Annotated in this window: 16 protein-coding genes; 4 read left to right on the forward strand and 12 right to left on the reverse strand. The window is 60.4% G+C overall.

Annotation, left to right across the window (positions count from 1 at the left end):
* The first annotated feature begins 156 nt into the window (after window positions 1–156).
* On the forward strand, window positions 157–888 hold the full coding sequence (locus LGH70_RS16085) for a phenylalanine 4-monooxygenase (RefSeq protein ID WP_226187605.1): 732 nt from the start codon (window positions 157–159) through the stop codon (window positions 886–888).
* A gap of 82 nt (window positions 889–970) precedes the next feature.
* Here the strand turns inward: LGH70_RS16085 and LGH70_RS16090 are convergent, their stop codons facing one another.
* The 8 genes from LGH70_RS16090 to LGH70_RS16125 form a co-directional block, all read right to left on the reverse strand.
* A complete protein-coding gene (locus tag LGH70_RS16090; RefSeq protein WP_226187606.1) occupies window positions 971–4297 on the reverse strand; it encodes a DUF8693 domain-containing protein in 3327 nt (1108 codons plus the stop codon).
* Window positions 4298–4376: 79 nt separating this feature from the next.
* Window positions 4377–4592, reverse strand: a complete 216-nt coding sequence (locus LGH70_RS16095; RefSeq protein ID WP_226187609.1) for a PID-CTERM protein-sorting domain-containing protein — start codon at window positions 4590–4592, stop codon at window positions 4377–4379.
* Window positions 4593–4791: 199 nt separating this feature from the next.
* Entirely contained in the window at window positions 4792–5262 is a 471-nt protein-coding gene (locus LGH70_RS16100; protein WP_226187611.1) for an Mpo1 family 2-hydroxy fatty acid dioxygenase, read from the reverse strand.
* A gap of 149 nt (window positions 5263–5411) precedes the next feature.
* The gene (locus LGH70_RS16105) at window positions 5412–6293 is read right to left on the reverse strand and encodes a dienelactone hydrolase family protein (protein ID WP_226187614.1); all 882 of its coding nucleotides are present in this window, start codon (window positions 6291–6293) and stop codon (window positions 5412–5414) included.
* Window positions 6294–6392: 99 nt separating this feature from the next.
* On the reverse strand, window positions 6393–7760 hold the full coding sequence (locus tag LGH70_RS16110) for an ABC1 kinase family protein (protein ID WP_226187618.1): 1368 nt from the start codon (window positions 7758–7760) through the stop codon (window positions 6393–6395).
* Entirely contained in the window at window positions 7760–8392 is a 633-nt protein-coding gene (locus tag LGH70_RS16115; RefSeq protein ID WP_226187622.1) for a TetR/AcrR family transcriptional regulator, read from the reverse strand. The genes LGH70_RS16110 and LGH70_RS16115 overlap by 1 nt, the downstream gene beginning before the upstream one ends.
* A 67-nt stretch (window positions 8393–8459) precedes the next feature.
* Window positions 8460–9782 (reverse strand): cryptochrome/photolyase family protein, encoded by a 1323-nt coding sequence (locus tag LGH70_RS16120; RefSeq protein ID WP_226187625.1) that lies wholly within the window; start codon window positions 9780–9782, stop codon window positions 8460–8462.
* Window positions 9783–9805: 23 nt separating this feature from the next.
* Complete coding sequence (locus LGH70_RS16125; RefSeq protein ID WP_226187627.1) at window positions 9806–10522, reverse strand: SDR family NAD(P)-dependent oxidoreductase; 717 nt, start codon at window positions 10520–10522, stop codon at window positions 9806–9808.
* A 211-nt stretch (window positions 10523–10733) separates the two neighbouring features.
* Here LGH70_RS16125 and LGH70_RS16130 point away from each other — a divergent pair, with 211 nt between their 5' ends.
* On the forward strand, window positions 10734–14183 hold the full coding sequence (locus LGH70_RS16130) for a pyruvate carboxylase (protein WP_226187628.1): 3450 nt from the start codon (window positions 10734–10736) through the stop codon (window positions 14181–14183).
* 70 nt (window positions 14184–14253) lie between these two features.
* Here the strand turns inward: LGH70_RS16130 and LGH70_RS16135 are convergent, their stop codons facing one another.
* Window positions 14254–14736 carry an META domain-containing protein gene (locus LGH70_RS16135; protein WP_226187631.1) on the reverse strand — a complete coding sequence of 161 codons (483 nt, stop codon included), beginning with the start codon at window positions 14734–14736 and terminating at the stop codon, window positions 14254–14256.
* 105 nt (window positions 14737–14841) lie between these two features.
* Between LGH70_RS16135 and LGH70_RS16140 the strand changes: the two genes are divergently transcribed.
* On the forward strand, window positions 14842–16188 hold the full coding sequence (locus LGH70_RS16140) for a M20/M25/M40 family metallo-hydrolase (protein ID WP_226187633.1): 1347 nt from the start codon (window positions 14842–14844) through the stop codon (window positions 16186–16188).
* 130 nt (window positions 16189–16318) lie between these two features.
* Here the strand turns inward: LGH70_RS16140 and LGH70_RS16145 are convergent, their stop codons facing one another.
* The 3 genes from LGH70_RS16145 to LGH70_RS16155 all read right to left on the reverse strand — a co-directional run bounded on the left by LGH70_RS16145 (window position 16319) and on the right by LGH70_RS16155 (window position 18233).
* Entirely contained in the window at window positions 16319–16609 is a 291-nt protein-coding gene (locus LGH70_RS16145; protein ID WP_226187637.1) for a coiled-coil domain-containing protein, read from the reverse strand.
* A gap of 174 nt (window positions 16610–16783) precedes the next feature.
* Window positions 16784–17620 carry a transporter gene (locus LGH70_RS16150; RefSeq protein ID WP_226187640.1) on the reverse strand — a complete coding sequence of 279 codons (837 nt, stop codon included), beginning with the start codon at window positions 17618–17620 and terminating at the stop codon, window positions 16784–16786.
* A gap of 274 nt (window positions 17621–17894) precedes the next feature.
* A complete protein-coding gene (locus LGH70_RS16155; RefSeq protein WP_226187643.1) occupies window positions 17895–18233 on the reverse strand; it encodes a tetratricopeptide repeat protein in 339 nt (112 codons plus the stop codon).
* Window positions 18234–18311: 78 nt separating this feature from the next.
* On the opposite strand from LGH70_RS16155, the gene LGH70_RS16160 reads away from it, so the two are divergent.
* Entirely contained in the window at window positions 18312–19052 is a 741-nt protein-coding gene (locus tag LGH70_RS16160) for an electron transfer flavoprotein subunit beta/FixA family protein (protein ID WP_226187645.1), read from the forward strand.
* Window positions 19053–19056 lie beyond the last annotated feature (4 nt).

The following is a 19056-nucleotide window of genomic DNA, read 5'->3' on the forward strand; positions in this document are numbered from 1 at the left end:
CCGCGAAATACATGTGCCTAAATATTCGTCCCGTCAAGGACGGAGTCGGGCTGTATTGCCGGTACGGAAGCTAGAAGCACATGCTACTAACCCTCTGAAAATCGTCAAGGCCCGACTCCTACCAGGAGCCGGGCCTTTTTTTTTATGCCTAACGTCATGGTACAACAACACTACGACCGGTACACCACCCAAGACCATTTGGTTTGGAAAGTATTGTTTGACCGCCAAACGGCTCTGCTGCACAAGCGGGCGGCGGCGGCGTTTAGTGTGGGCCTGGCCAAAGCGGGCCTTCACCGCAACGCGCTGCCCCGGTTTGAGGAAATCAGCAAGCGGCTGCAGAAGGCTACGGGCTGGCAGCTGGAGCCCGTCACGGGCATGCTCGACGATGCTACTTTCTTTGGCCTGCTGGCCCAGCGCAAGTTTCCGGCCACCGTCTGGATCCGGTCCATGGAGCAGTTCGACTTCACTGAGGAGCCCGATCTGTTTCACGGTGTGTTCGGCCACGTGCCCCTGCTGATGGATCAGGCCTTTGCCGACTTTCTGCATTTTCTGGGGCGCGTTGCCGCTCAGCACCTGCATGATGCACCCGCTCTGGCCCGCCTGGAGCGGCTGTACGGCTTCACCGTGCAGTTTGGACTGGTGCAGGAGCAGGGGGCCACGCGCATGTACGGCGCCGGTCTGCTCTCATCGTCGGGTGAAATTCACCATTGCGTAGCCGACGAAAGCACGCGCCGTGCCTTCGACCTGGCTACCGTATTGCAAACTGAATACAGCGAAGCGCATCTGCAGGAGCATTATTTTGTGCTCAACAGCTGGGACCAGCTCACGGAAAGCGTGGCGGAACTCGCCGCCTTGCTATCCAGCGGCTGGCAGCTGCAGGTGGCGTAGCCGCTGCTTTTTTCTAGAACCAGCCCCAACAAAAAGGCCGCTTACAGAAGTAAGCGGCCTTTTTAATGAGGTACATCCGGTGTTATTCAGCAATGATAATCTGGTGCGCGGATACCTGCTGACCACTGGTCAGGCGCAGCGTATACACGCCCTTGCTCAGCCCCTGCACCGATAGTACGCCATCCAGAGAGCCGGCCCGGATGGTCAGTGTCTGGTGGCGCACTACCTGGCCGAGGGGGTTGTACAAATGCGCGGCAACCTGCTGGCTTGGGCCGGTCAGGCCGCTGAGCTGAATGCGGAGCTGCCCACCCGTAACCGGGTTCGGAAACAGATTTACCGTGGCAGCCCCCAGGCTTGGCTGGCTGGCCAGGGTCCGGCTCTGGCCGAAGTGCAACACAAAGCGTGAGGTCAGAGCCGCGTTGGCCGTGGCCACGGTAAAGGAATAGGCGGGCTGTTGGCGCAGGTCGTGCCAGGTGCCGGTGAGCTTGTCTTCCAGCAGCACCGGAGTGGCGCTGTTGAAGTTGAGCAGCTGGCCGGCCGTCAGCGTGTAGGTACCGGCCTGGTCAAGCCAGGCGTGGAGGGCTACGCTGGTACCCTGGCTGGAAAGCAGAGGCAAGCCGTTGATGGACAGCTCGGTTTGGCCGGCCACCGTGCTGAGCTGGGCGCCGTTGCTGCCGGGTAGCTTGTAGGCATCAAACTGAGAATCGGCCTGGGCGGTAGCTCCTTGCTGGAAGTAGACGTAGGCCGCGTCGCTCGGCTGAGCCTGGCCGGGAGCCGTCAGGTCGAGGCGGAGCAGGGGGCGGGTTTCGGCCGCGGCGCGGTAAAAGTCCGGATTAGCGTAGGTCGTCAGGCGGGCCGCGTTGGTGAACTGCAGCGTGACGGAAGGCGCTGTGGCCCGCACGAAGAAGGCCTGCATTGCCGGCAGGATGTTGCCCGCACCCACCCCGTTGACGTAGCTCACATACGAGCCGCTGTACTCACCGCTGCTGCGAAACACGTAAGCCGCCGCGTCCAGACCCGCCGGCAGGCTGACCAGGTTCCAGTCGAGCGGGGCGGGGTAGGGGTTGCCCACCAGGTTCCAACCCGACCCGGCCTGCGTACCGGCCGTGAGCGTGCGGGTGATAGTGCCGTTGTTGAGCGTGCCCACAAATGAAATGGGAGAGCCGCCCAGCGAAAACGAGGAAGTATTTACGGTGTAGCCATTGCCGGGCTCAAGCGCATCGGCCGGCACCTGCCAGCCCTGGTCGAAGCCGGGATTAGCCGCGCTCAGCCGCGCCTCATTGTACTCGAAGATGTTGGGAAAAGGCGTAACCGAGCCCGGGTCGGCGGCGGTATTATAGGCTTGGTTGCGCACGGGCACAAACCCGTTGTAGGCCAGAGTGCTGAAGGCGGCATTGCTGACCGGTGAGGAGTAGTGGCGGTACCCTTTGCCCAGGTTCAGGGCCGGGTTGATGTTGCGCTCTACAGTTACGGCTCCGGTTACCACCCCGGTAGGCGTGTTGTTTACGACCATTGCACTGGTCGAATTGGTCGAAACCAGGCGCAGTATCTGTCCATTGGTGGTCAGCGGACCGTTGAGGCGCAGCAGCTGCGTCACGTTCAGCGGGCCCGCCAGGCGGGCGCCGGCCGGGCCTACATCGAGCGTGCTGATAAGGGCATACTCCCGGCTGCCGCTGCTGGTAATGTTTTGCACCTGGCTGCCCCGTGTCCGCAGCGTACCATTGCCCAGCACCATGCCATTGAGCGTGAGGCTGCCCATTGCGGTCAGGGTGCCGGTGGCGGCCAGGGTGAAGGTGGCGCCTTCTTCCACCGTCAGGTTGCGGCTGATGGCGGTAGTCGATAAAACCGGGTAACGCGTCGAGGCTTTGGGAATCAGCACGTTGGTGGCCGTGTCGGCGGGCAGCACGCTGTTGCTCCAGTTCTGGGCGTTATCGTAGGCAGTGCTTACGCTGCCGTTCCACACGCCGTTGGGAAGAGTGCTGGTAGGCACCGCCGAATACCGGGCCAGGGCAAACAGCCAATTCTCCTCCACGGGTGGGGAAGTGGGTAACGGACCTTTCTTGCGGTAATACCCGCCACCCGCTACGATTTTGCCGTCGGGCAACACCACCACACTGGAAGTCCCTGACGTCTGGTAGTAGCCCGGATAAGCGGAGTCGGTGAATTCAGTGCGGATAGTCTGGTCAAAGTTGCTGCCAAAGGAGCTGTCCTTGGTGCCGTCGGGATTCAAGCGTAGCAGGCCAAAGTTGGTGCCATTGCCGCCATTGACGACAATTTTGCCGTCGGCCTGCAACGCCAGTTCCCCGTTGTTGTACCCACCGGCTACGTCATAAGGGCCGTCGTAGAGGGTAGGCTGGGTGGAGTCGTGTTGAAAATTGGCAACCCCATTGACGCCAAAAGTGGTATCAAGGTCGCCGGAGGGCAAAAAGCGTGCAAAGCTGGCGTTGTAGGTAAAGGATGCGCCCAGGCCCAGATTGGTTAAAAACTTGCCATCAGGCAAGAGTAGAATCTGGCGGTTGTTGGCGTAGTAGTTCAACTCTGTGTAGAGCCGACGACCAGCGGTGCCAAATGATGCATCGGGCGTGCCATCGGGGAGCAGGCGTACAAATACCGCCCGGAACGCACTTTGGGAGCTCTGGCCGAAGCGCCCACCCGCCAGAATGGTGCCATTGGGCAAAAGGGCCAGACTGTAGCCATCGGTATCATTCTCCGATGGGAACGTAACGGTGGGCAATATAAAGTTGGTACTGTACTCCATATCCGGAGTGCCGTCGGCATTATAACGAGCCACCAGCAAGTAGTTTTGGGTGCCCGAAGCCGACACTCTTACGTAACGGGAGCCGACTACCACGATTTTTCCGTCGGCCTGCACTTGCGCCGTGCGGAAAACACTGCCGCGCTCCTGGGTGGCCGCCACGGTAGGGCGGGTCACCAGTCCATTGTCGCCGAAGCTCGCATCAATGGTGCCATTCGCGTTGAAGCGGAGTATACCACCCACGGCGGTTTCCGAATCGGCTGGCGCGCCGTTGGGTGCCCCTACTGCCAGCAGCTTACCGTCGGGGAGCAGCTGCAGCTGGGCCAGGGTGAAAGCCGTATTGGGACGTTGCGTGGCTAGGTCATAGCTGATTGCGCCATTGGTGCCATAGGAAGTGTCGATTGAGCCGTTGGCATCGTAGCGCACGGTAACCCACCCGCCCAGCCGGCTGCGGCCCAAGGCAATGATTTTGCCATCGGCTTGCGGGTAGAGCTTGGTAACGTTGTCGTTGGAAGTGGGCGGGGTAAGGGCCGTTGTTACCCGGCCGTCGGCATCGAAGCTAGAGTCTAGTTCGAAGCGCTGGGCCTGGGCCGTAAGGGCGCTGGTAACTAATAAGGCTCCCAGAAACAGGGGGCGGTAGTAGGCGTGTTGCATGTAGGAATAGAGTGAGGGTAGGGGTATAAGCGAGAGGTTAGCAGCCAACGTCGCTCAGCGTCTGAGTGGCCGATGTTACTTAGTCCTGGGGTGGCGTGGCGCGCAGGCGGCGCAGGGTATAGGCCGCGCCAGCCGCTACGAGCAGGCCTACGCCGCCGTCAATAGGCGCGTTGGTAGCACCGGGACGGGGGCCGCCCGTGCCGGGCCCCTGGGCCCGGGCAGGTGAAGCTGAAATAAGTAACAGCAAAAAGGCTGCGACAAAGGCAGCCAGGGGTACGCGTAGGAATACGGTCATTAACGTGAAATAAGTGTGAGAAATGAAACTGTTGCGGGGGTAATGCGGAGCGAGAACGAGCAAATGTAAGCGTGTAGTGTTACTAAAGTATAACTAAATAGAATTATTTAACTAATACTGCAGGAAACCAAGCAAACTTCTCCGGGCAGGGTGGTTGGAGCCCAGGCAGAGGCGGGCCGCAGGGTGCTTGCCAGGCCGCTTAATAGCGCCAGCCCAGGCTTCGGTACACGAAATGCAGCAGCCAGAGCGGGCCAATGAGCAGAAACTGCAGGTCTTTTAAAAAGCTGGGCTTCTTGCCCTCCACCTTGTGGCCCCAGAACTGCCCAATCCAGGCTAGGACAAAAATAATGAGGCAAATAGCCCACAAAGGCAACCCGGCATGCTCGTCGAGCTGGTGCAAACCCACGGCCATCAGCAGGCTGATGAGCACCATGCCCAAAGCCAGCGGCACCGACAGGCGCAGGTAGTACACCACGGCCAGCACCATTACCAGCGTCGCCAGGTTCAGCCAGGGACTAACGCGGGCTAGGGCCCCGGGTAGGGGCACCGACCAGAGCAGCCCCAGCAGGGAAAACATAATCAGGGGCACGCACACCCAGTGCACCAGTTTGTTGGTCGGGTTCTGGTGGCTTTCACCATATTCATCGAGCAGGGCGGGTAAGGTGGTCATGGGGGTAGAGCTAGGATGGAAATAAGGCGCCACGTCTGGCCGGCAGCGGGCAGATTGGCGGCAAATAAAGTAGAGAATAAAACAGAAAAAGCCACCCCGAACGGAGTAGCTTTCTGAATAATTTCCGGGCGGGCCCAGCACCAGCTGTATCAGCCCTTTAGCTTGAAGTTCTTGCGCAGGTATTCGAGTGAGGCCGCGTGGGCCTGGGCGGCAAACTCCCGGCTGTACTTCGGGTTGGAGGGGTTGGCAAAGGCATGGTCGGCATCGTAGCTCTTGATGGTCACCTTCTTCTTGGCTGTGGCCATATCCTTCTGGAACTGGCTGACCACTTCAGGGTTGATCCACTTGTCCTGAGTAGCAAAAATGCCCAGCACGTCGGTGTTCAGGGTTTTGAGCTTGGCTACGTCCTTCTCCGGCATGCCGTAGTACACCACGCTGCCCACCGCCTTGGGGCCGGCCAGCAGAGCCGTCTGCAACGACCAGCCGCCGCCGAAGCACCAGCCCACCGACGATACCTTGGCATTGGGCCCGGCATGCAGCAGCGCTCCTTTGATGATGGCTTCGGCCCGCTCGGTTTTCACGCCCTGCATCAGCTTGCCGGCTTCGTCGGGAGTAGTGGCTACCTGTCCGTCGTAGAGGTCGAGGGCAATGACGTTGACGCCCTTCAGCTCGTTGGCATAGGTGGCGGCTTCCTTCTTGATGTAGTCGTTCAGTCCCCACCACTCGTGAATCACGAACAGGTACTTGTCGGAGCGCACGTTGCTTTTGATTTCAAAGGCCTTGGCCGTCTGCCCATCGGTGGTTTTGAACTCAATCATCTCTCCCTGGCCCTCATAGGTGTAGGGCAGGGGCGCATCGTGGCCACCGGAGAAGTCTTCGTTGGAAGCCAGCATAGCAAATACCTCGGTAGCATTGGTGCCGGCCGCGGGCCGTGAGCAGCACGTCATCTTAGGTTGCGGCGTGCTTACCTGAGCCGAAGCCACGGAAACTACGCTGAGCAAGGCAGCGCACAGAGTCCATATTTTTTTCATAAAAGCAGAACGGTGGTGTAGAGTAGAAAGCCGTTTTTACAGCCGCCAAGGCCCTAAAAACGCGAATTGAAGCTAACAACTGACGAGCTCAAAAATGGTTTAGTCTTTGGCGGTATCATCCGCGCCGGTCTGCACTGAGGCCCGCAGCTCCGTCAGCAGGGCGTAGAGGCCCACGTAGGTACGGTTCAGGTAGATAAAGTGCTCCGAACCCCGGGGCTCCCGCTGCTGCCGCAGCTCGGGCTCCTGCATCAGCTCGTTGCCCAGCTGGTAGAGGGCCGCCATGTACTCCGGGTCGCCGAAGTCGAAGGTAGCCTGGCGGAAGGGGCGGCCTACCAGCTCCAGGGAAGCCTGCATAGTTTGCCGGTAAAAAGCCTGCCGGGCCGGGCTGTCGTCGGGGCGCAGCACACCGGCCCGGGTTAGCAGAGCGGCGAGACGGGCTTCGTCGGCCAGGGTTTCGGGCGTGAGCAGGGCCGTGAACAGCTCGTACACATCGGCTGGAATTTCCTTGACACAGCCAAAATCCAGGACGCCCACCGTACCGCCGTCGTCGACCCGCAGCAGGAAGTTGCCGGGGTGCGGGTCGGCGTGTACGCGGTGCAGCGTGTGCAGCTGAAAGGCGTAGAAGTCCCACAGCGCCTGGCCCAGCTGGTTGCGCACCTGCTGGCTGGGGTCGGTAGCCAGAAACTCTTTCAGGTGCTGCCCCGGCAGCCAGTCCATCGTCAGCACGCGGTTGGTCGACAGCTCTGGGTAGTAGCGCGGAAACTGCAGGTGGGCCAGGTGGGCACACTCGGCGGCTATTTCGGTGCCGCGCTGCAGCTCCAGGGCGTAGTTGGTTTCCTCCAGCAGCCGGGTTTCCACCTCGTCCAGGTAGGGCCGCACCTGGGCTTCATCGAGGCCCAGTACGCGCAGGGCAATGGGTTTTACCAGCCGGATATCGGAGCGGATGCTGTCGGCCACGCCGGGATACTGCACCTTCACGGCCAGCTCCAGGTCGTCCTTGCAGGCCCGGTGCACCTGCCCGATGCTGGCCGCCTGCCGGGCGTTGATGTCAAACTCATCGAACACCTCAAACGGGGAGCGGCCAAAGGCGTCGCGCAGCACCTTGGTTACCAGCGGCCCCGACAGCGGCGGACTTTGGTACTGAGCTTGGGCAAACCGGTCGGAGTAGGCCGTGGGGAGCATGTTTTTCTCCATGGCCAGCATCTGGGCCACTTTCAGCACCGATCCTTTCATTTCGCTCAGGGCCCCGTACAGCTCGGCGGCGTTGGCCGCGTGCAGGTCGTCGGTTTCGCTGGCGACGCCAGCGGCGCGCTTAGCGTAGTGCTTCACGTAGTTGGCGCCTACTTTCAGGCCGGTTTTGGCAAAGCGGGCCGCCCGCGCCACTTTCGTGGTGGGCAACGACGCTAGCTGACGACCCGCGTCAGGGCCGGGCACCGGCGCATCGGGAGTACTGGTGTGGTCACTCATTAGCGGCGGTGCACCAGAAAGCGGGCCAGGTCCAGGGCCGAGTCCAGGGTGTTGCGGCCCACCAGGTCGAAGCTCAGCGTCACGGCCTTTTCAATAGCCGCGTCGGTCCGCTCAAAGTTCAGGGAGTCGTCTTTGGCGAAGAAGCCCAGCACAAACAGCACCTGCTGCCAGAACAGGCGCGGGTACTGACTTTGCACCAACGGCCGCACGGCTACTTCCTCTGTGCGCTTGCCCTCCTGCAGAATGTCCTGCACGAAGACCTCAAAGTCCTGCCGGAAATCGTCGAGTACGCGCGGGGTGAGGCCCGGCAGTACCGTCAAAGAGCGGTGCAGGGAGTTGAGGGCGTAGCTGCGGTTCTGCTTCAGAATCTCCAGCAGCGTGTAGTAGAAGCCCAGCAGCTTTTCGCGGGCCCCGTACTGTTCCCACACCGGCTCGGTGGCCGCGCGCTGCCGCGCCTCCCGGGCAAAGTCGGCCCAGATTTCGCGGTCAATAGCGTCGAAGTTGGCATAGTAACGGTAGAATTCCGCCTCCGGAAGGCTCAGCTTGCTGGTGAGCTTAAACACGGAGGCTGGCGGGGTGCCCTTGCGCAGCACGTAGTCGAGGTAAGCCTGTTTGATGCGGTCCTTATCCATGTTCTTATAACCGTGTTACGCCCTGTAAGTTGCTTTTTCAGCCGATTAATTGCCATCGGCCCGCCGACTACTCCCGGGCCTGGTACGCCGCCCGGAAGGTAGCAATGGCCCGCTCCCGGGCAAACTTATGGTCGACGATGGGCTTGGGGTATTCACAGGTGCCGAACTCGGGAATCCACTGCCAGACGTAGGCAAACGAGGGGTCGTACTGCTCCTGCTGGCTCTGGGGGCTGTAGACGCGAAACCAGGGCGCAGCCACCACTCCCGTACCGGCCATCCACTGCCAGTTGCCCACGTTCTGCGCCATGTCGTAGTCGAGCAGCTTGTCGGCAAAATACCGGTCGCCCCAGCGCCAGTCGATCAGCAGGTGCTTCACCAGAAAGCCCGCCGCGGCAATGCGGGCCCGGTTGGGCATGTAGCCCGTCTGGTTCAATTCCCGCATGCCGGCATCCACCAGCGGGTAGCCCGTGCGGCCCTCGCACCAAGCCTGGAACTCCGCCTCATTGTTACGGTAAGGCACATTCCGTAGCCGTGGGTCGTAGCTTTCGGTGGCCGTGAAGGGGTAATGCCAGAGCAGCATCATGAAGTAGTCGCGCCAGATCAGCTCGTTGAGCAGCTTGGGATTCAGCGCCCGGGCCTGGCGCATCAGCTCCCGCACGCTCAGCGTACCGAAGCGCAGGTGCACCGAGCGGCGCGTGCTGCTGTTAATCAGGCCGGGTTTGTCGCGGGTGTTGTGGTAGTTGCGCACCAGCTCCTCATCGGGCAGCTCGGCGGCGGGCACCTGCTGCTCGTGGCGCACGAAGTTCATCTGCTCCAGCGTGGGGCGCGGTGCCGCCTCGGGCAGCCGGACCAGGTTGGCCTCCCGGTAGAGCTCCTGCGACGGATAAGGTGCCAGGTGCTCGTCCTGCACCGCCGCCAGCCAGGCTTTGCTGTAGGCCCCAAACACCTTGGCCGGCTTGCCCGATTTACCGAGTAGCTCGTTTTTCGCAAAGATGACCTGGTCCTTGAAGCTGTGCAGCCCGGCACCATGCCGCGCCAGTAGCTCGGCCACGGCCGCGTCGCGCACGGCGGCGTAGGGCTCGTAGTCCTCGTTGGTGTACACGGCCGCTACCTCATAGCGGCCCAGCAGTGCTTCGAAAACCGCCAGCGGCCGGCCGTACTCGGCCAGAAACGTGCCGCCGGCCTGCTCCGTCTGCCGGGCCAGGCGCTCCACTTCGTCATAGATAAAAGTGACGCGCGCATCGCGGCGGCTGGGCAGCAAATCCAGGATTTCCCGGTCGTAGATAAACAGCGGCACGACCGGCAAGCCGCTTTGCAGGGCGGCCGTTAGCCCGGCATTGTCGTGCTGCCGCAGGTCGCGCCGGTGCCAGAACAGAACAATCTTAGTCATGAATTACCGAAGCAAGTAACTGCCTATTTTAGGTTCGACATGCCGCCGCTGACGGGCATTACCTGGCCGGTAATGAAGCCGCTGTGGTCGGAAAGCAGGAAGCTGGTCATGTAGGCCATGTCCTGGGGCTGACCCACGCGCTGCAAGGGGTGGCGCTTGGCGCCGGCCTCGGCCTTTTCGGGCGTATTGAGCAGGGGCGCGGCCAGGGGCGTGTCGGTCAGGGAAGGAGCAATGGCATTGACGCGGATGTTGCTGCCCGCGTACTCAGCGGCCAGGGCCCGGGTCAGCCCTTCCACGGCGGCCTTGGCCGTGGCAATACTGGTGTGAAAGCTCATGCCCGTTGTGGCCGCCACCGTGCTGAACAGCACTACCGACGCGCCTTCGGCCTTTTTCAGCCGCTTCATCGTGGCCTGCAGCACTTGCACGGCCCCCAGCACATTTAGCTCAAAGTCGGAGCGGAAATCATCCAGCGGAATCCGCTCGAAAGGGCGCAGCTTGATGCTGCCGGGGCAATACACTACGCCGTGGAGCACTTCGGGCAGCTGGGCCAGCACCTCGGCGGCCAGGGGCTGGGTGGCATCGGCGGCCAGGTGCGTGGTATTCAGCTCGGCCAGCTCGGGCGACAAATGGCGGGAGATGGTAAACAGCTTAGCTTCAAGCGTGTGCAGCAGCCGGGCCGTAGCCAGGCCAATGCCGGAGGAAGCGCCAACGAGCAGGATATTCTTTTCGGAAAAATTCATTGGGGAATGAGGGTCGAGGTTGTGCCTTCACAACTGAGCTAGCTGCCCAAGGTTTTTATATTGTAACCTTAACGGATGGAATAACGAATGTTTGTTTGCGAATTGTAGCGTTTAGCAAAAATTCGCTGCAAAATTCTGGGTTTGCTCTGCCTTTTTCCTAGCTTTCCGCTCTCAACGCTCCTTCCACTGCCAAACACGTCTACCGTAGTCTATGAACATCCGCAAACTGCTGGTCGCCAACCGGGGCGAAATTGCCATTCGAGTGTTACGAGCCGCCACCGAACTGGGCATCCCCACCGTGGCCATCTACACCTACGAGGACCGCTACTCGCTGCACCGCTACAAAGCCGATGAAGCCTACCAGATTGGCCGCGACGACGACCCGCTGAAGCCCTACCTCGACATTGAGGGCATTTTGCGCGTGGCCAAAGACAACGGGGTGGATGCTATTCACCCCGGCTACGGCTTTCTGTCGGAAAATGCCACGCTGGCGCGGCGCTGCGGCGAGGAAGGCATCATCTTCGTGGGTCCGCGCCCCGAGGTAATGGAAGCCCTAGGCGACAAAGTGGCCGCCAAAAAAGTGGCTGTGCAGTGCCAGGTGCCCATCATCGAGAGCAGCATCGAGGACCTCAACGATTTCGAAACCGCCCAGCGCGAGGCCAACCGCATCGGCTACCCGGTGATGCTCAAGGCGGCCAGTGGCGGTGGGGGCCGGGGCATGCGCGTCATCCGCGACGATGAGCAGTTGGAGCGCGGCTTCTTCGAGGCCCGCAACGAGGCCCTGAAAGCCTTCGGCGACGACACAGTGTTCCTGGAGAAGTTCGTGGAGAACCCCAAGCACATCGAGGTGCAGCTCGTGGCCGACACCCACGGCAACATCGTGCACCTGTATGAGCGGGACTGCTCGGTGCAGCGCCGCTACCAAAAGGTGGTAGAAGTAGCGCCTTCGTTGAATCTGCCCGACCACATGCGCCACCTCTTATATGAGTACGCGCTGCGCCTGGGTCGGGCTGTGAACTACAACAACGTGGGTACCGTCGAATTTCTGGTGAACCCGGAAATGGACCGGATTTACTTCATCGAGGTAAACCCCCGCATCCAGGTCGAGCACACCGTCACGGAGATGATTACCGGCATCGACCTGATCAAAACCCAGATCTACATTGCCGACGGCGCCAAGCTCTCGGACCCCGAAATTGGGCTGGAAGTAGGTGGCCGGCCAATGAAAAATGGGTACGCCATTCAGTGCCGAATTACCACCGAAGACCCCGAAAACGACTTCAAGCCCGACTACGGTACCATCGTGGCCTACCGCTCGGCCGGCGGCTTCGGCATCCGCCTCGACCAGGGCTCGGTGTACCAGGGAGCCAAGATTTCGCCCTTCTTCGACTCGCTGCTGGTCAAAGTCTCGGCCCACGCGCCCACGCTGGAAGGAGCGGCCTCCAAGATGGCCCGCACGCTCGACGAGTTCCGGATTCGCGGGGTGCGCACCAACATTCAGTTCCTGCAGAACATCATCGCCAACCCCACCTTCGTGAGCGGGCAGGCCAACGTGGATTTCATCAAGGACCACGCCGAGCTGTTCAAGTTCAAGGTGCGTCAGGACCGGGGCACCAAAATCCTGGGCTTCGTCGGCGACGTTATCGTGAATGGCAACCCCGACGTGAAGGGCCTCACCGACCCCAAGCGGGAGCTGCGCAAGCCCGTATTGCCTAAGTTCGATCTGGACGCCGACTACCAGCCCGGCACCAAAAACAAGCTCACCGAGCTGGGCCCCGAAGGCTTTGCCCAGTGGCTGCGCGAAGACCCACAGATTCACTACACCGACACCACCTTCCGCGACGCCCACCAGAGCCTGCTGGCCACCCGCATGCGCACCTTCGACATGCTGAAGGTGGCCGAGCGCTACGCCAAGATGCACCCCCAGACGTTTTCGATGGAAGTATGGGGCGGCGCGACCTTCGACGTGGCCCTGCGCTTTTTGCACGAAGACCCCTGGGAGCGGCTGGCCAAAATCCGGGAGGCCGTGCCCAATATCCTGCTTCAGATGCTGATCCGGGGGGCCAACGGCGTGGGCTACAAGGCCTATCCGGACAACCTGACCGAGCGGTTTGTGCAGCAGGCCTGGGAAACCGGTGTCGACGTGTTCCGCATCTTCGACTCGCTGAACTGGATGCCGGGCATGGAATCCTGCATCAACTTTGTGCGCAAGAAAACCAAGGGTTTGGCCGAAGCCAGCATCTGCTACACCGGCGACATTCTGGACCCCAAACGCAACCAGAAATACTCCCTCGACTACTACCTGCGCTTGGCCAAGCAGGTCGAGGATGCTGGGGCTCACATCCTCTGCATCAAGGACATGGCCGGCCTGCTGAAGCCCTACGCGGCCACTGAGCTGATTACGGCCCTGCGTGATACGGTCAAGATTCCGATTCACCTGCACACCCACGACACCTCGTCGCTGCAGCCCGCCACCTACCTGAAAGCAGTGGAAGCCGGCGTCGACGTTATCGACGTGGCCATGGGCTCGTTGTCGGGCCTCACCTCCCAGCCCAACTTTAACTCGGTGGTGGAAATGTTCCGCGGCACGCCCCGGCACCGCGAATTCGACCAGGACAGCCTCAACGATTTCTCCAACTACTGGGAAACCGTGCGCGAATACTACTATCCGTTCGAGTCGGGCCTCAAGGCCGGCACTTCGGAGGTGTTCCAGCACGAAATTCCCGGCGGCCAGTATTCCAACCTGCGCCCCCAGGCGGCGGCCCTGGGCCTCGGCGACAAGTTCGAGCAGGTGAAAAAGACCTTTGCCGACGTCAATGAGCTGTTCGGCGACATCGTGAAGGTGACGCCCTCGTCGAAAGTCGTCGGCGACATGGCCCTGTTCATGGTATCCAACAACCTGACCACGGCCGACGTGCTGGAAAAAGGCCAGACGCTGAGCTTCCCCGAGTCGGTACAGAGCCTGTTCCGCGGCGACATCGGGCAGCCCGAGGGCGGCTGGCCCCAGGAGCTGCAAAAGCTGATTCTCAAGGACGAAACGCCCTTCACTGACCGGCCCAACGAGCACCTCAAGCCGGTTGACTTCAAGAAGGAGTGGAAGAAATTTGAGGAGAAGTTCGGCGCGGGCGTCAAGTTCACCGATCTGCTGTCCTACCTGCTTTATCCCAAGGTGTTCGAACAGTACTGGGCCCACTTCCAGCAGTACGGCGACGTGTCGTTGGTGCCCACGCGGGTGTTTTTCTACGGCCTCAAGCCCGGCGAGGAAACCATCATCGACATTGCCCGCGGTAAGTCCGTTATTGTCAAGCTGCGCTCGGTAGGGGAGGTCAACGACGACGGCTGCCGTACAGTGTTTTTCTCCTTCAACGGCCAGACCCGCAACCTGGAAGTGCGCGACCGGTCGGTAGAAGTCAAGACGGTACGCAACCAGAAAATCGACAAGGCCAATCCGCGCCAGGTGGGTGCGCCCCTGCAGGGTATGCTCTCCAAAGTGCTGGTGCAGAGCGGACAGCCCGTGAAACGCAATGCGCCGCTGTTCATTATTGAGGCCATGAAAATGGAAACTACCATCACGGCCCCCGACGACACTACGGTGCAGGGCGTGCAGCTCCCCGAAGGCACTCTGGTCAACGCCGATGACCTGGTCCTGACGCTGGGCTAAACCCGGTGCAAGTCAAAAAAGGCCGGAATGCACCCGCATTCCGGCCTTTTTATGCTCGGACGGCGCTGTTCTACCGCAGGTATACCGCATGCAGCAGCGCCACCGGGGTCGTGGCCGGCTCCGCGTAGAGCCGCAGCGTGTCGCCACTGATTTGGTAGGTGCGCGTATTGGTCAGGGCCGATAGAAAGCCGGTTTCCGTGCTATTGCCCTGCGCATCGGCGCAGGCCATGCGGGTGGAGAGGAGAGCACCGAAGCGCAGCTGCCCGGCAGCCGGCAGCTCAAACGTGCCCCGGAACCGGTTGCAGCCCCCGTGTCCTTCCGCCCGCAGCTCTTCGTTGCGCAGCAGTAGGTAGGCCTCGCCGGCCGCCGGAGTAGCCACGGGCAGCCCATTCAACTGGCGCAGTACCCAGCGCGTGTTGCGCAGCTCGGCCAGTGGCGTGGTAATTGCCTGCGAAGCCGCCGGAGCTGTCGGGGCAGTGGGCGCAGTAGTCTGGCAGCCTGCCAGCAGGGCCACGGAGAGGGTGCCGATGGCAAAAAAGAACGTGCGGATCATGAACAAGAAGAAGGAAAGATGCTTGAAAGGGCGAGGGAGACAGAAAAAATGTGGAAATGCTGCCAGAATTTTATTGAAGACTTTCCAAAAGGCTTAATTTGCGTTATGCAAAAAATCCCTCCCATCGTCTTATTTCTATTTCTGGCGCCTTTTACCCTCTTTGCCCAGAAAAAGGCCGCTGCGACAACTACCGCGCCAACCGTTTCGGCCGCAACGGTTGAGCGCGTAGCCCGGGCACTGGCCGCCGATGACATGGAAGGCCGGGCATCTACGCAGCCGGGAGGGTTGAAAGCCGCCCAGTTTCTGGCGGCCGAGTTTCAGCGCCTGGGCCTGGAAAAGCTGCCCGGTGCTACCAGCTACGAGCAGGTTTTTCCAGTGTATGAGGCCAAGACAGCCGCTTTGTACGTTACTATTAACGGCGTCAATATTCCGGCGGATAAGTCGCTGCTGGTATCGGGACAGCCGCACCTGAACTGGACGGATACCGACGACCCGGCTGCCCGCGTAATGGTTATCGGACCTCAGACGCTGCCGGCTCAGGTATACAACCAGATTCTGGAGCCTACCGAGAACCTGCTCATTATTCTGGACCCCGCCCACGCCGATGCATTCCAGAAGCTGGTAAACTACACCAAGAAAGGCCGCATTCAGGCCGAAAAGCCCGGCCCGTACTCCTGCGTGGCCGTGGTGACGGCCACGCCCAACGCCGGCGTCAAGTTTCGGGTGGCAGCCAACTCTACCGTGCGGCCCATCGAGATTCGCAACGTAGTGGCCGTGCTGCCAGGCCAGGATAAGGCCCGGGCCGAAGAAAAGGTGGTTTTCTCGGCGCACTACGACCATCTGGGCGTCGTGGAGCCGGTAAATAACGACAAGATTGCCAACGGCGCCGATGATGACGCCAGTGGCACTACGGCCGTAGTGGCCCTGGCCGAGTACTTCAAAAAGAGGAACGATAACGCCCGTACCCTCATCTTTGCGGCCTTTACGGCGGAAGAAATCGGCGGCTTCGGTTCCCAGCACTTCTCGCGCCAGCTCGACGCGCAGCAGATTGTGGCCATGTTCAACATCGAGATGATTGGCAAGCAAGCCAAATTCGGCCCCAACACGGCCTTCATCACGGGCTTCGACAAGTCGGATTTTGGCAAACTGCTGCAGCGTAACTTAGTGGGCACGCCTTTCCGCTTCGAACCCGACCCCTATCCAGACCAAAACCTGTTTTACCGCTCCGATAATGCCACGCTGGCCCGCCTGGGCGTGCCGGCCCACACCATCAGCACCGACCAGATTCCGACCGACAAGCGCTACCACACCGTCGACGATGAAATTGAAAGCCTGGATCTGGCGAACATGACAGCTGTTATCAATGCCATTGCCCGCAGCGCTTCTGGCATTGTGGCCGGGCAGCAAACCCCGACCCGCATCAGCGCCGAAACCGCCGGCCAGCGCCCTTAGCCTACACTATATCCTATGTCTTCGGTGGCAAGCAAACGCCCAATCTACCCGCGGTAGATTGGGCGTTTGCTTGCTAAAGAGCTAATAGATAGGTATTTAGTGGTAATATGTAATGCGCAATAGCCTTTAATCAGAGCTTGCGAATGGATAAGGTAGAGTTGGGTAGCGCCCGGGGAGGTGGGGGGCCAGCCGTACGAATCAGGCGCTCCAGGGCTTGCAGCTGGTCGGCCTGCAGGTTGTGCTGCTCCACCAGGCGGCTGTAGGCTTCGGTCAGGGACTTGACCTGTTCCTTCAGCTCCGCTACTTCCACCGTTCCGGCATAGCGCGGATCAGGTAACTCGGGGTCACTGAGGCCGCTGCTGGGCCGGTACTGCACATTCATGGCCATTTGCGCCTGGGCCCCAGAGTAAGCAGTAAGCACCAAAAGAAGGGTAGAGGCAAGTGCGTAGTAGTTTTTCATACAGGGATTTAAGAAGATTTGTTATTGATCAAGTATAATTAAATATTTAATTAATACCAAAAAAATAACCCAAAGAATTTCTGGCCTACACGTGGAGGTCGGAAATTCTTTGGGTTAGCGCTAAAGGCAGATACTTCACTTGGGCAGCCGAATGCTCAAGCCGCCACCAAACGTAGGACCACTGATGACCCCAGAGAAGGTGCGCCCGGCCGTAACATCGAGCCGCAGCCCCGACCAGGGCCGCCAGTACAGCCCCGACGTGACGCCGGGCGCCAGCTTAGCCTGCTGCTGCCAGGTGGCATAGGTTTCGGCGAAAAAGCCAAAGGAGTTGCCCAGGGGGCCGTTCAGGGCCAGAGTGCCCAGGTAGGTGCCCAGCTTGGTGTCGGCGGCCTTAAAGCCGCGCTGCCGGAAGCCCAGGTTGACCTCCAGGCCAAAACGCTCCCCAATCTGCTGCGAAATCAGCAGGCGGCCGGCCGGCTCATAAGCGGTGGTCTGATACGATTTGTCGCCGTTGCGCAAGGTCATTTCGGCCAGCACTACCACCTGGGAGCGGGCATTGGGGTTGGTGGAAGCCAGGAACTTGGCGCCCAGGGTTAGCGGAGTGAGGCCGGAGGGGACCACCGCGCCGCCACTCTCGCCCGTGGTCAGGGTCTTGACGGGGGCCAGATAGCTTTGCGAAGCCCGCAGCTCAATGTTGTTAAAGAAACCGACGCGCAGCAGGCCCGTGGTTAGGGCGCGGTTGCTGAGGCTGCCCGGGTTGAACGGGTCGGGCTGGCTGATACCGGCATCCAGCTGAAACTGGCCGGGATTTAGCATGTTGGTGGTGATGGTCTGCCCGGGCCGGTCGGGGCGAATATTACGCACGAAAGGCGTGTTTTCATTCCCGAAGTTAGGGTCAGTGGTCTGAGCCAGGGTGCGGGCAACGCCGCCGAGCAGAAGCCCGGCGGTAGTCAGCAGAGTGGTCTTACGCATGCCCCCTGACACCGACTATGGCGTTATAGTTCGGTAAAAAGTGCAAAAGCCTCGTTTAAACGCAATTGCTCTTACCAGGTTGCAATTTATTTCTCATTTAGCTTGAATAATACTCGGCATGCAGCGTATTTTGCGGGGCAGTTAGCTAGCTACCATGACAGCAGCCGGTGAAAAGCCAGTCAGCCGTATTTTTTCCAGCCCCGTCTTACTTTCCTCGCCGATGACCGAATCCGTGCCCTGACCCTGAAACCCACGCGTGCAGAAACCGGCCGGCTTACTCGTCTTCGTAGTCGAGGCCGAGCAGCTGGTTCAGGGCCTGCTGAATCTCACTGGCCGCGTGCATCTGCCCGGCTTTGCGGCTCACCTGCAGGCCGCGGCGGTAAACCTTTTCCGCATCTTCCGGATTTTGTAAGTACTCCAGCATCTTGCCGGCGTGGTAATACGTACCCACGTACTCAGGGTGTTCATCCAGGAGCTTTTGATAGTACTCCATAGCCCGTTGGGGCTCCGTCGTCCGATATTCAGTAGCCAGGGCGTAGATGATGAACGGGTCGTTCGGGTCTTCGTTGTAAAAGGTCAGCAGCTGCTGCAGGCGGGTCGGCGTAGTATCCATCGGGAGGGAGTTTTCTGTATCTTCGCCCGAAATTAGGGGCTTTCCCGTAGTTTATCTCCCATCCACAAGCAGCCGTAGATGAAGTTTCTCGTTTGCATCAGCAACGTTCCCGACACGACCACCAAAATCACCTTCACGCCCGATAACAAGGAGTTCAACAAGGCCGGGGTGCAATTCGTGATTAACCCCTGGGATGAATACGCCCTCACCCGCGCCATTGAGCTTAAAGAAGCCCAGGGCAGCGGCACCGTAACCGTCCTCAACGTTGGCGAAGCCGACACCGAGCCTAACATTCGCAAAGCCCTGGCCATCGGCGCCGACGACGCCATCCGCGTAAATGCCGCGCCGAAAGATGCCTATTTCGTGGCCCAGCAGATTGCCGCCATTGCCAAGGAAGGCGCCTACGATGTAATTCTGATGGGCAAGGAAAGCATTGATTATAATGGCTTCCAGGTGCACGGCATGGTGGGCGAAATGCTCGGCATCCCGACCGTGGCCCCGGCCATGAAGCTGGATATGAGCGGCACCACCGCCACGCTGGAGCGTGAAATTGAAGGCGGCAAGGAAATCGTGGAAGTAGCGGCGCCCTTCGTGGCCTCGTGCCAGCAGCCCATGTGCGAGCCCCGCATTCCGAACATGCGCGGCATCATGACGGCCCGCACCAAGCCCCTGAAAGTAGTAGAGCCCGTGGGTGAAGGTGCCCGCACCTCGGTAGCCGAATACGCGCTGCCCCCCAAGAAGCAGGGCGTGAAGCTCATTCCCGCCGAATCGGCCGGTGATTTGATCAAGCTGCTCCGCAACGAAGCCAAGGTTATCTAGTTGG

It is taken from the genome of Hymenobacter nitidus, from assembly GCF_020447315.1.
Classification (GTDB): Bacteria; Bacteroidota; Bacteroidia; order Cytophagales; family Hymenobacteraceae; genus Hymenobacter; species Hymenobacter nitidus.

Bases quoted from the DNA above. Each gene is read 5' to 3' on its own strand.
- LGH70_RS16160 (WP_226187645.1), top strand. From the start codon at position 18,312: ATGAAGTTTCTCGTTTGCATCAGCAACGTTCCCGACACGACCACCAAA.
- LGH70_RS16155 (WP_226187643.1), bottom strand. From the start codon at position 18,233: ATGGATACTACGCCGACCCGCCTGCAGCAGCTGCTGACCTTTTACAAC.
- LGH70_RS16130 (WP_226187628.1), top strand. From the start codon at position 10,734: ATGAACATCCGCAAACTGCTGGTCGCCAACCGGGGCGAAATTGCCATT.
- LGH70_RS16115 (WP_226187622.1), bottom strand. From the start codon at position 8,392: ATGGATAAGGACCGCATCAAACAGGCTTACCTCGACTACGTGCTGCGC.
- LGH70_RS16135 (WP_226187631.1), bottom strand. From the start codon at position 14,736: ATGATCCGCACGTTCTTTTTTGCCATCGGCACCCTCTCCGTGGCCCTG.
- LGH70_RS16105 (WP_226187614.1), bottom strand. From the start codon at position 6,293: ATGAAAAAAATATGGACTCTGTGCGCTGCCTTGCTCAGCGTAGTTTCC.
- LGH70_RS16100 (WP_226187611.1), bottom strand. From the start codon at position 5,262: ATGACCACCTTACCCGCCCTGCTCGATGAATATGGTGAAAGCCACCAG.
- LGH70_RS16140 (WP_226187633.1), top strand. From the start codon at position 14,842: ATGCAAAAAATCCCTCCCATCGTCTTATTTCTATTTCTGGCGCCTTTT.
- LGH70_RS16095 (WP_226187609.1), bottom strand. From the start codon at position 4,592: ATGACCGTATTCCTACGCGTACCCCTGGCTGCCTTTGTCGCAGCCTTT.
- LGH70_RS16150 (WP_226187640.1), bottom strand. From the start codon at position 17,620: ATGCGTAAGACCACTCTGCTGACTACCGCCGGGCTTCTGCTCGGCGGC.
- LGH70_RS16125 (WP_226187627.1), bottom strand. From the start codon at position 10,522: ATGAATTTTTCCGAAAAGAATATCCTGCTCGTTGGCGCTTCCTCCGGC.
- LGH70_RS16110 (WP_226187618.1), bottom strand. From the start codon at position 7,760: ATGAGTGACCACACCAGTACTCCCGATGCGCCGGTGCCCGGCCCTGAC.
- LGH70_RS16120 (WP_226187625.1), bottom strand. From the start codon at position 9,782: ATGACTAAGATTGTTCTGTTCTGGCACCGGCGCGACCTGCGGCAGCAC.
- LGH70_RS16085 (WP_226187605.1), top strand. From the start codon at position 157: ATGGTACAACAACACTACGACCGGTACACCACCCAAGACCATTTGGTT.
- LGH70_RS16090 (WP_226187606.1), bottom strand. From the start codon at position 4,297: ATGCAACACGCCTACTACCGCCCCCTGTTTCTGGGAGCCTTATTAGTT.